The organism is Paenibacillus sp. RC67, assembly GCF_030020805.1.
Lineage (GTDB): Bacteria > Bacillota > Bacilli > Paenibacillales > NBRC-103111 > Paenibacillus_S.
Genome location: NZ_CP125098.1, coordinates 6621068 through 6634122, shown reverse-complemented (window position 1 = coordinate 6634122; position 13055 = coordinate 6621068). Strand labels below are relative to the sequence as shown.

4 protein-coding genes are annotated in these 13055 nt (G+C 47.3%); all 4 read left to right on the top strand.

Going from position 1 to position 13055, the window contains the following annotated elements; translation table 11 throughout:
- Positions 1-241 precede the first annotated feature (241 nt).
- The 4 genes from QMA13_RS30035 (at position 242) to QMA13_RS30020 (ending at position 13051) form a co-directional block, all read left to right on the top strand.
- A complete protein-coding gene (locus tag QMA13_RS30035) occupies positions 242-2203 on the top strand; it encodes a serine hydrolase domain-containing protein (RefSeq protein WP_282937316.1) in 1962 nt (653 codons plus the stop codon).
- Between the two features lie 460 nt (positions 2204-2663).
- On the top strand, positions 2664-10736 hold the full coding sequence (locus tag QMA13_RS30030) for an Ig-like domain-containing protein (protein WP_282937315.1): 8073 nt from the start codon (positions 2664-2666) through the stop codon (positions 10734-10736).
- Positions 10737-10815: 79 nt separating this feature from the next.
- Entirely contained in the window at positions 10816-12000 is a 1185-nt protein-coding gene (locus QMA13_RS30025) for a HupE/UreJ family protein (RefSeq protein WP_282937314.1), read from the top strand.
- Positions 11993-13051 carry a permease gene (locus QMA13_RS30020; protein WP_282937313.1) on the top strand — a complete coding sequence of 353 codons (1059 nt, stop codon included), beginning with the start codon at positions 11993-11995 and terminating at the stop codon, positions 13049-13051. Before QMA13_RS30025 ends, QMA13_RS30020 begins: the two co-directional genes overlap by 8 nt.
- Positions 13052-13055 lie beyond the last annotated feature (4 nt).

The following is a 13055-nucleotide window of genomic DNA, read 5'->3' as shown; positions in this document are numbered from 1 at the left end:
GATCAGCTTATTGACCTTAGTATATCAGCCAACCTTCACTGTGCTCCAGAAAAAAACCTCCAAATGTAGTCCATGCTGCTGCTGGTCCTGTTGTCAATTAGCTAGTGCCATAATGTCATATGACAGAGAATAGACACTCAGATAAAAGAGATGACGAAAAGTCACTGGCTCCTGTGACGTTCACTTTGCCATACTCGGTTAGCCAGCTTTAAGGCAAACAGGATACAAGGAGAGGGATAGAATGAAAAGAAGGTTTCGCAGCATGAGCCTAGCATCACTGCTATTATTGGCGACGGTTTTTACCGGGTGCACGGCAGCGCCTGACGGATCTACAGCAGCGGAGGGGCCTAACAATCCGAAGGAAGTTGAGAAGTTCGCAGATGTACTATTTGCAGAAAAGATGAAGAAATTCAATACCGTCGGTTCTAACTTTGTTGTCGTTAAGGACGGGAAAGTGGTATTAAGTAAAGGCTATGGCTATGCAGATAAGGAAAAGAAAATACCGGTCGACCCAAGCACCGTATTCCAAATCGGCTCGGTGACGAAGACATTTACTGCGTTAGCTGCCTTGCAGCTGGCAGATCAGGGGAAGCTGAATATAAAGGAAGATATTCAGAAGTATCTAGGAGGATTGAAAGTACCGAATAAAACAGGTAAGCCGTTGACGATGTACGATTTGCTCACTTATACGAGCGGCGTAGATATGCCGGACATCGTGACCGATCTTTCTCCCGACTACATTAATAAAGACATTCCAATGAAGGATTATCTCGCTGCGCATATGCCGACGATTGTAAGACCCCCTGGGGAAGCTTATACCTATGATAATTTTGGTTTTTTGTTGGCAGGCTATGCGGTCCAAAACGTAAGCGGAATGCCTTACTCCGAATATATGGAAAGGAATGTGTTTAAACCGTTAGGGATGAATACAACTAGCGCACGAATGACTCCAGAGCTGTTGGGTAAAATGGCCGCGCATTACGGGCCTAACGGGGAGCTGCAGCAGACGGTGGGGTTTGCGCCATCCGAATGGCCCCAGGGAAGCATGCTGTCTAACGGCGAGGACATGGCAAAGTATTTGATCATGCATCTTAACAAAGGAAAGTATGAAGGCAAGGAAATCGTAAGCCCCAAAAGCATCGATCTCATACACACTTATCAGGTTTATGTTGACCCAACCATTCCCATCACAACCGTTGGGTTTGAAGAATATTTCAAAGAGCTGATGAATGATGAGCATGTGCTGCTCAAGGGAGGGAACGTTCCGGGACACTCTTCCTTGATCGCTATCCTGCCAGAGAAGAATACGGCGTTCTATATGTCCTACAACAACGATACGATGATGAGTGTTGAAGTGTATGAGGCATTCATGAACCACTATTACCCCAAGAAGCAACCAACGCCTCCGGCTGCCTATTCTCCTCTATCGGAACAGCAAGCTAAAGAGTATGTCGGGTTATACAAGAACACGAGGATCGAGGGAGTAAGGACGAAGTTTTCGTACGAGGGTGGGAGTTTGCTCATGGAAACAGGTTCAGGCAAGCATACGCTCAAAATGATCCATCCGTTGTTATTTGATGACGAATCCGGCAATAAGGTAGCGTTTAAGAAAGATGCGGAGGGAACGATTGCCTACTTCTATTATACGAATCCCAAGACTCTCGATATTGTTGCTCATTCGCAAAAGGTGAAGCTGAAACCGGCGTTCATCGACGTCCCGAATGAGAGCCCATACAAAACACATATTGATCATCTACATGCAATGGATGTTATGGGAGGCAAATCGGGTAACCGCTTCGATCCTAAAGGAACGATGACACAAGGCGAGTTCGCGGATGTATTGCTGCGTGCACAAGGATTTCACAATATGCCCTATTGGGTTGCCGGCAGTAAGAAACAGATGGTAACGGGGCTGCCGGATTATCAGCCAACGGCTCCAATCACTAGGCAAATGGCAGCTGTCATGATTCAGAATCTGAAGCATGTCCCGCCAGCCACCGATGTTAAATTGATAGGGCAAACGGATGTTTGGGCAGTCGATGCTATTAAAGCGCTCGTCGCTCAAGGGATTGTCGATCCGGATACAAAGGTAAGTGCGGACCAGACCGTAGACTTCCGCTCCATCCAAAATATCAGCCGTCAAGAAGCCAGTGCGCTGCTCGATAAGGCGTTCGATTATTACGCACTGCCTATCGCTCGTTAATTATAAGATATTTCCTTTGTAGGGTGGTTTGTGGAGAAATTTTACTGAGATAGGTATGTGATACTTCGGTAGTATATTCAATGGTTTAAAAGGTAGGTGTAAATTATTCCCAGATACACCTTATTAGGGTATTAATAAATTTTTGGATTTTTTTGGTTTCTCAACTGACTTGGACTGCCATGGGGCAGTCCTTTTTGCGTAAACGTTAAAGATTTAAATAAGTACCAATGGTAAGTGTTGGATTGTGTAGAAAAAAGTCGAATTATGTTGTTTTTTTTACAAAACCTCAACATAAGCTTGATACTGCTGAAACAAAAGTCCATATAATTAGGACTTATCGACGTATGAAATGAGACGAAGGGCGGATGGAAAGGAGGGGATTTTTAAGGAAAAAGCAGTCGATGACATCGGAAAATAAGCTGCTTAATTGCCTAATATGACAAAAGGAGCAAATGCGTACATGTTTACTTTTTTGAAAAAGTATACAAGATGGATTAGCCTTGCTATGGCTGTATTACTGCTGACTGCATCGGTTCTGCAGGGTGGGCTGGTCTACGCCGCAGCATCGGACACGGTAGCGGGATGGACGTTCTCGGGAACGGGTACTGCGAGTTCGTTTACTGCGACCAGCGGATCCGCGACCAATGTAAGTAACGCCAAGTTAACGATAAGTGGTGGCCGGTCTGGAACTTATTCCGGCAGTACCATCTACACAGCTGGTTGGAACGTAGCCGATGGATACTGGCAGGCACAGTTAAATACACAAGGCTATACTGGACTCAACGTTGCTTTTAAAAGCTACGGCACGGGTACAGGACCAAAAGACTTTAAGCTCCAATATAGTTTAGATGGTACCAGCTTTGAAGATGTTCCAAACGCGACCTTTGTTCAGGAAACTTCGAGTGCGTCCAACACTTTTACATTGCCAAGCAGTGTGGATAATAAAGCAAATGTATATATTCGATGGCTTAACTATACAACAACATCCATCAACGATGGGACGATAGGAAATACCGGAACTAGTCGAATGGCTGATATTGTTTTTACCGGCGTCCCTAGCGATAATCAGGGCGGTGGAGGGACTCCTGATCCATCCAAAACAGCAAGTCCTGATGTAGGCAAAATTACGTTCCAGGAGGATTACACCACCGTTCGAGGTGTGACGGGTGCTGTGTATGGCAGCGCAACGGTGAAGGCTTATTTGCCTGATCAAACACCGGCAGGTACAACGACGGCACAGCCTGACGGTTCCTTCCAATTAGGGATCACCAACCCTGGGCTTAGCACCGCTGTCAAGCTGACAGCAGCAGTCAGCGGCAAAGACGAGAGCGATGCAGTATCGGTTTCCATAGCGAAGTCTACGAAACCGGATGCATCCAAAATGACGTTCACGAGCGCAACTACGATTACAGGAGCGGTCGGCAGCGTAGCGAATCAAGCCAAGGTTTCGGCTTATTTTGACGATAACTCTTTGGCGGGTACAAGTACGGCAGGAGCAGACGGATCTTTTACGATAACGTTCACGAATCCAAGCAATAAAACTTCCGTAGGGGTGACCTCCAAAGAAACCGGCAAGCTGGAGAGCGACAAAACAACGCTAAACTTGTCCGCTCCATCAGGAAATTATAAGCCGGGAGATATTGTATTCAGCCAAATTTATGTCAATGGCGGAAATAGCGGGGCCTTTTACAATACGAAGTTTTTCGAGTTGTACAATACGACGAATCAAGATATTCAGTTTAACAATCAATGGGCACTGATCTATACTGCAGCCAGTGGAGCTAGTTTTGGAACAGGTACTAAGCTGACAGGAACGATCAAGGCTCACGGCTATTATTTGGTTGCAGGCGCCTCCGGAGCAACAGGCAGCAGCCTGCCGGTAACCCCGGATCAGACAATGACGTTGAAACCAAGCGGATCGACGGGGGGAATTCTTGCCTTAGCCAATTCGGTTACCGGATTAACGAGTCAGGATGATGCTAAAGCAATTGATATCATAGCGTTCGGTAACGGAACGAACACGAATTTTACGACCAAAACGGATCATTGGGGATTGCCTTTCTTCAGCTCCAGTATTGGCGGAGGAACCTTGCTTCGCAAAACGGATGCCGGTTCTGATCCCAAGGGTGTTATCGGATTAGGCAACGGGTTCTTCTCGAAAGATCCGTCTAATGATTTCATTCTTAATGTACCAAGCAATCCTAACAACCCGGAAGATATTGCTGTTAGAAGCTCTAAATCTATGATTCAACCGGATGCTGCCAAAATCAGCTTTGCGAATGCAAGCGGCAGTGCATCGGTAACGGGTGCGGCAGGTTCTGTACCGGCTTCATCCACAGTCCAAGCTTATACAGAGACCGGAGGCGTGGTTACTTCGGCTGGACAAGCAACTGCAGCGGCAGACGGATCTTTTGCTCTTTCCTTCAGTGACTCAGGTAACCACACTTCGGTTTATGTGACGCATACGGATAAGGCTCATCCGGTGTCTAAGGAAAGTGCCTATACCCGTGTTGACACAGCTGCTAATCCGTCCGCGGTCGTTCCGATTGGACAGCTTCGCAACAATGATGCGAACGGTATGCTGCTCAACATCGGATACACCACAACCATTGAGGGTACAGTCACAGCAGCCAACAAAGCGAATGGAACGATGAAAGCAAGCTTTTATATTCAGGATGCTACCGGCGGTATTCAAATTATTGACAAGCAGGCGCCATCTGCAGCAATTACCGTTGGAAATAAAGTGAAAATATCAGGTAAGCTGCTATTTACAGCGGGTATGACTCAATTTGTACCGACGGCTATAACAGACGAAGGTGCCAATGGAACGCCTACCGCGCCGGTCATCGCTCTCGATGCCCTGAGCAGCTACGGAACGGCAGAGCCGCTGGAAGGAACACTGGTTTCCATTAAAGGGAAAGTAACCAACATTCCTTCGACTGGTCCGGATTACAACGTGACTATTGCTGATGATGCGGGCAATACGGCTATCGTGAAAATATCGGGAGCATCAGGTATCGATGTTAACAGTGTATCTTTGGGGGATACGTATGCCTTTACGGGAATTGTAGGGCAATCCAAAGCCGGTTCTCCTTATACGAGCGGATATTATATCGAACCAAGAAATGATGCCGATATTAAAGGCGAATTGCAGTTCCAGCACGAGCCTATGACCAAAGGATACTCAGGTATCGATATTCCGGTGAAGGCTGCAGCCAAATATGCTGATTCTGTCACCCTGTTCTATAAAAATGATGGAGAAACCTCTTTTGCTTCACTCCCTATGGTGACAACGGACAAGCTGAACTATAACGCAAAAATACCGAAGCAGTACGTCACTGCTACCAAAATGTACTATTACATCGAAGCAGCGAGTGCGGGACAGGCGACCCAAAATTCCGGAAGTGCGGTTGCGCCGCATAGTATGGATATCGTGGCGGATACGGATGGACCTTCTTACTCGAACCAGCTGCCACTACCGATGGACAGCATCGAAACGTTCCATCCGGTCGTTTCTGTTGACCTGGAAGATCCGAACGGCGTAGATGCCAATTCTCTCACGCTGGACATCGACGGTAAAGATTTCACACAAGCGGCAACCAAAACGGAAACCCAAATGAAGCTGGTGATGACATCAGCCGATGATTTAGCTGTCGGCAACCATACGGTTAACGTTTCTGCGAAGGACAAGCTTGGTAACCTCTCGACCGCTTCATGGACATTCCAGATCGTTCCGAGATTTACTGGCGGTAACCATTATAGAGGAACGACTCATAACCATACTCAAATCTCGCATGATGCCAAAGGAACCCCCGAGGCGGCATTGCAAGCGGCACAAGCCTATGGATACGACTATTTTGCTTTCTCCGACCATTCGCATGACATTGATTCCTCCAAAGTCGGAACCGATACGGTTGATCACAACGGCATGCCGGAGCGGACAGGCGGCTCGGATTGGCAGTTGACCAAGGATTTGGCCAAACAATATACAAAAGACGGTAACTTTGTCGTCTTCCCGGCGTTTGAGATGACCTCTACAACCTGGGGACATTCCAATGTATTTGGTACAAGCAATTTTATCGATCGTGTTCAAAGCGGAGGCAAGTATCAAAATCTGCAAAACTATTATGCGTGGACGTTGACTTATGACAACATTGTTGCTCAGTTCAACCATCCGGCAATGTCTGCCAACGCATTTGATAATTTTATTCCTTACGACAAAAATGTCGACAGGCTGTTCACTATGCTGGAAGTGGGCAATGGATCAGGAAATTATTCCTATGTGAACACGGAAAGCAAGTTTTTCAGTGCACTTGATTTAGGCTGGCACGTAGCGCCGACGTACGGCGAAGACAACCATGATGCTTCGTGGGGTCAAACAAAGAAGCGTACGGTCATCGTTTCGAAAGATCTGACGCAGGATTCTTTGCTGGATGCCATGCGTAAAATGCATGTTTACTTTAGTGAGGATCCTAACTTCCAGCTGGATATGCTGGCTAACGGATATTACATGGGTGCGACCGTGGACTCCAAAGTGCTGAGCTTTGACGTTAAAGGCAGCGATCCAGTATTGGAGACCAAATCCGATCTCAAATACAATTATTTGACCACAGCGTCAAACGATAATATTGCGAAAGTAGAGCTAATTACCAATGGCGGCAGAGTCATTGACAGCTACACACCGACGACAGACAACACTTCGTTCTCCTGGAAGCCGTCCGTTTCGGTACTGGGCGGTCAACAATGGTTTGTCGTTCGTGTGACGCAAAAAGACGGAGACAGAATTTACTCTGCACCAATCTGGTCCCAAGCTGATCCTTTGGCGGTAAAAGTCAGCGATTTAAGTATCGTTGAAGGAGCTGCGGTAGCTGGAATCCCAGTTACTTTGAAAGCAGGCATTTCGAATCTGGGAACTATCAACCTGACGAATCTTACAGCGCACTTCTATTATGATAGCATCGATTCTACGCATTTTATTGGCGATAGCACGATTGCAACGCTAGGCAGCAATAAGAATGCGGATGCCACAGTCAGTTGGCAGAACCCGGTAGCGGGAGAGCATAAACTGATCGTCGTTCTGGAAGCCGGGGACGGAAATAATCTTGGCGACAATAAATATGAACAGCCGATCACGGTGAAAGCTCCGCTGGGTATTACGGTCATGATAGATGCCACGCACAAGAATGAGAATACAACAAGCGATACTGGCACCTATGCGAACAATTTGACTGACTTTACACTTAACTTGAGAAAGCAAGGGTATACCGTTGTTGAGAACAAAGCAGCAATCACAGATCAGCTGTTAAGCAATGTCGGTGTGCTCATGGTTACCCACCCAAGCAGCGCTTACTCGGACAATGAAATTGCTGCACTGAAACGTTTTGTTGATCGTGGCGGCTCACTGCTGCTTACCGAGAAAAGTAATTTTGGTGGAACTCCACAAAACTTGAACAGCTTACTCTCAGGAATCGGTTCGAGCATATTAGTTAATAACGATGGTGTGTTTGATGAAACGGCAGAGGGTAACTTCTGGTCTGCTCCATTGAACTCGAATTTCTCTGTAAGGCTTCATTTGAGGCCGGTAAGCAATGGATTAACGGATTTCATATCCTTGCTTGATTATTACAGCGGACCAAGTCTTGCGGCAAACGATGGTGCGGGGAATAAGGTTCCTCTTACCGACAGCAGCACCGTTACGATCTTGGCTCGGGGGAATGAATCCACATTCCAAGATTCGCCTCAAGTTAAAGCAGATACGGTATCCTATAACGTCTATACGGCAAATGGAAAAAATGGACCTGCTTTGACTAACGTAACCGGGGGATCGGCGATACCTTTAGTTGCTTCGGAACAATTGGGCAGCGGCCGTATCCTGGTTGCGGGAATGAATATTTTTAACGATAAACAAATGACGCAAAATGACGGGCCGACGAATAATATGCCGCTCAGTATCAATGCGGTGAATTGGCTTGCTCATATCGAGCCGAAGGTAATTCCAATGAGTGATGCGCGTAAGCTTCCAGAAGGAGCGAACGTTGTGGTTCAAGGGAAAGTGACGACCACGGCATTCTACGACTCGGCGTATATTCAGGATGATACAGGAGGCATTGTAGCCTTCGGTGAGGTTCCGGCAGGATCCTTACAGCTCGGTGATACCGTTCGTGTTTACGGACATATCGGTGTATTTGAAAATGACAAAGAGGTTATCTTCGACAAGTTTACGAATAGCGTTGTTAAGTTAAGCTCAGGGCCAGCGGTTCAGCCTAAAAAGGTGAGCACGAAGGAATCGGTTTCTGATGCATATCAGGGCCAACTGGTTCAGGTGGAAGGCGATATCGTCTCTATGCCTGACGACAGTACCTTCATTCTTAATGATGGTTCGGGTAACGTCACGGTCTTTGTCGACGGATACATCGTGAATCAAAGCGGAGTACCTGTTCCATCCGTTCATGTAGGGGACAAACTGCAGGCGGTAGGACTTAGCGGCAAGTATTCTCAAGGCGACCGGATTCGCGTTCGCGATACGAGAGAATTGAAAGTAACGGATTCCCAACCAGTTACTTCTGTTACAGGTGTTGCGCTGAATAAAACCGCGATGAGCTTAAACGTTAACGGCACAGAGCAACTGACAGCAACTGTACAGCCAACTGATGCCACAGACAAAACGGTTGCATGGACCTCCAGCAACTCAGCGGTAGCAACAGTGACCGCAAACGGTCTTGTGACAGCAGTAGGCGCTGGAACGGCAACCATCACGGTAACGACAACGGATGGACATTTCACAGCAACAGCTGAAGTGGCCGTAACGGCTCCAAGTACGAACGTAAGTGTAACCGGTGTTGCGTTGGATAAAACCGCGCTGAGCCTAAACGTTAACGGAACAGAGCAGCTGACAGCAACCGTACAGCCAGCTGATGCCACAGACAAATCGGTTGCATGGACCTCCAGCAACCCAGCGGTAGCAACAGTAACCGCTAATGGTCTGGTTACGGCGGTAGGCGCTGGAACAGCGACCATCACGGTAACGACAACGGATGGGCATTTCGCAGCAACAGCTGAAGTGACCGTAACGGCTCCTAATACGAACGTAAGTGTAACGGGAATCACGTTGGAGCAACCGGCTGTTTCCGTAAGGATTTTTGGAACAGTATCTTTAACGGCAACCGTACAACCGGCAGAAGCGACCAATAAAGCGGTCGTTTGGACCTCCAGCGATGAATCCATTGTAAAAGTCGATGCGAACGGAGTAGTCACCGCGATAGGCTTGGGCGTCGCAACGATTACGGCTGCTACGGTAGATGGAAACTTCACAGCAACGAGCAATGTGACGGTATTTAGCAGCAGTTCAGGCTCTTCTTCCCATGGCGGAAGTGGCAGTTCTGGATCTGGCAGCGGATCTGGTGGCAGCACTGGAGGTAACAACAGTGATACCCATTCTGTTGCGGTAACAGCGGAACAGCTGACTTCAAGCGGAAGCGGTCCTGTCAACGTGCAGGTTCCAGCTAATGCTACAGAAGTGAAGCTACCATCCAATACGGCTGAGCTTATTGGACAGAAGCCACTTGAAATCAAATCGGACCGTGTGACTCTGTCCGTACCTTCGGAGCTGTTGAAGCAATTGGTCAGCAAGCTGACCGCAGATGAGCAGAAGGACAGCAGCATCTCCTTGAAAATGGTTCCTTTAAATGATGCGGATGCCAAACAGATCATTGACAAGGGCCAAAATGCAGCACATGCCGATCTGAAGCTCAATGGAAATGTGTACGAGTTCCAGCTCTCTATTGTGACTGCCAGCGGCAAAACAGTGGATTTAACTAAGTTCGAACAGCCTATTACGATTCAAATGAAAGTAGATGCAAGCTTGAATCCTAAGCTGGCTGCCGTTTACTATATCTCTGACAATGGTGTGCTTGAGTACATTGGAGGAAGCTATGTAGACGGATATCTGGTAGCCCAAATCCATCATTTCAGTAAGTACGCTGTCCTTGAAGTTAGCAAGCTGTTTGCGGATGTCCCTGCAAGTCATTGGGCAGCAGGCGTTATTCGGGAATTGGCAGCGAAGCAGCTGGTAAGCGGAACTAGCGAAACAACGTTTGAGCCTGAGCGCAGTGTAACGCGTGCGGAATTCACGATGCTGCTGGCAAGAGCATTGAAGCTCACGGAAAAAGGCACCTTGACCTTCAATGATGTGAAGGCAACCGATTGGTATGCTGAGGCCGTTTCGATGGCGGTGAAGGCAGGCATCGTACAAGGCAAGAGTGTTGAGGCATTCGATCCGAACACCAGCATTACCCGTGAGGAAGCTGTTGCTATGCTTATGCGGGCCTATGAATACAAGAATGGCAAAGCGTCTGCACCTGCAAGCGCCCCATTCAAAGATCAATCCCGCATTTCTTCCTGGGCAGTGGAGTCTGTTCAATCGGCTGTATCCTTGAACTTGATTCAAGGCCGTGCCGCAGGGCAATTTGATCCACAGGGTATTACAACCCGCGCGGAATCCGCACAATTAATTTACAATTTCCTGAATAAATAAACAGCTTAGGTTTACATCAAGATAGTCGGATGCCATTCGCTAGAATGGCATCCCTGCTATCTATACCAGGAGGAAAAAGATGTTTCAAGTTCGGTCTATCTTGAAATACTGCTTTTGTTTTATACTCGCTGCGGTCCTGTGTCTGCCTATAGTTCAACATGTGTCTGCTCATGCCTACAGCGCAAGCTATACGACGCTCGATTTGACCCAATCGGGTACTGATATGACCTATGCATTGGATGAGTTATCGGTTATGGAGCTTGTCGGCGGTGACGTTAACAAGAACGGCATGCTGGAGCAGGAAGAATTCAACGCCGTGAAGGATCAGCTGATCTCGGTCCTGCAGCAAAACATTACGTTGAAATTTAACAACCAGCCGCAGAGCTGGAAGATCAATAGTCTAGTGCTCGATCGGCAAGGAGATGCCACCAAAGCGATTCTGAAGGTATCGTATCCGCCAGTCGCTTCAGGTCAACCGATATCGTTAACCGACCAATTGTACCTGAATGACGCGGCGACCAATTATGTGGATCTGGTTACGATACATTATGGCAAGCAAAAAAGCACATCCGCTTTATCCGGTAAAAATCGGGTCTGGGCGATGCAAATGACGGACAGCGAATATGCGGGGTTGCAGCAAGATAAGCAGCTTCAGCCTGCGGCTGGAACAACTTCTTCTGGAGAAGAAGGAACAGCTGAGGATTCCGAAGAAATGCCGTCGGGATGGTTATCTTTCTTCAAACTGGGAATCAATCACATTCTCACCGGCTATGATCATTTATTGTTTCTTTTTTCGCTCTTGATTGCACGGCAGACATTCAAACAGCATGCGGCCATGATTACGGCGTTCACGATAGCCCATAGCATCACACTGACGCTCACCGTGCTCGGCTGGATCGATGTGCCGGCCAAATTCGTCGAACCTGCAATCGCCCTTAGCATCTGCTATGTGGCAGTGGATAACGTGCTCCGGGAACGGATTAATTACCGCTGGCTCTTAACCTTTTTGTTCGGCTTAATCCATGGCATGGGCTTCGCTGATATTTTGAAAGAAATGGACATTCCAAGAAGCGAACTTGCAGTGGACCTCATTAGCTTTAACGTAGGCATTGAAGTTGTTCAAGTGACGTTGGTCGCCATTGTTTTGCCGCTGCTTGCTCTTGTACACCGCTGGAAATATTCGAAACGGGCCGTATTTGCGGGCTCTACCGTGGCTTTTGCTATGGGGGGCATTTGGTTAGTGCAGCGGTTATTGTTTGACTAAATCACAGCAAGAGGGGATGTTCATGCAAAACCCGGCGCTACACAAAAAAACAGCGGCAAAGAGCACGAATGTCATTGCTGGTGCTTCTATCATTCTAATTTTGATTTTATATTTCTTCTCCACGAAAGCGTCTGAGACGTTCCTGCAAAATCCCAAGCTTCAACTATTCAAAATGATGTTCGTTAGCATCATCATCGAAGCACTGCCGTTCATCCTCATTGGCGTCATTCTTTCAGCCTTGGTCGAAGTATTCGTCTCGGAACAGACGCTTAAGAGACTCATACCTGCCAATCCGGTCTTGGCTATTTTGACGGTTATCGTGCTTGGGATCATTTTTCCAGTGTGTGAATGTGGTATGGTTCCAGCCGTCCGCCGGTTCATTCAAAAAGGAATGAAGGTACATGCGGCCATAACGTTTCTAGTTGTCGGGCCAATCTTGAATCCGATCGTATTGTGGTCGACCTATACCGCTTTTCGTAATAAACCGGAAATGACTTATGCCCGAATGGGATTGGCTTTTGCCGCGGCGTTTGTCATTGGGCTTCTCATTTATTATTTTGTCAAAACAGATCCTTTAAAAATGAATAAGCCTGCAGCCTCTGGTGCTTCCGGACACCAACACGATCATGCAGGTTCTGGCTGGAGTAAGCTTGTCCAAGTAATGGGACATTCAATAGAAGAATTTTTTGAGATGGGCAAATTTTTAATATTCGGAGCTTTATTGGTGGGCTTGCTTCAAACGTTCATTCCCAAGGATAGCTTAGTAGCTTTGGGTCATTATCAAGGGGGCTCGAGTGTGCTGATGATGGGGCTCGGATTCATTCTGTCGCTTTGCTCCACTTCGGACGCGTTTGTCGCTCAGTCATTCAGTGCAACATTTTCTCCAGGCTCTCTTGTTGCTTTCATGCTTCTGGGTCCCATGTTGAATTTAAAAGGAATTTTTATGATGTCGGCAATCTTTAAACCCCGATTCGTCTTATTATACAGCTTGCTTGTAGTGGGTTTTGTCTTTATCAGCACTTTGATAGTGGAAAAAGTATTTTGGTCTTGAGGGG

What these genes read in the sequence shown, in the direction of transcription:
- QMA13_RS30035 (WP_282937316.1), top strand. Translation starts at nt 242, where the DNA reads ATGAAAAGAAGGTTTCGCAGCATGAGCCTAGCATCACTGCTATTATTG.
- QMA13_RS30030 (WP_282937315.1), top strand. Translation starts at nt 2,664, where the DNA reads ATGTTTACTTTTTTGAAAAAGTATACAAGATGGATTAGCCTTGCTATG.
- QMA13_RS30025 (WP_282937314.1), top strand. Translation starts at nt 10,816, where the DNA reads ATGTTTCAAGTTCGGTCTATCTTGAAATACTGCTTTTGTTTTATACTC.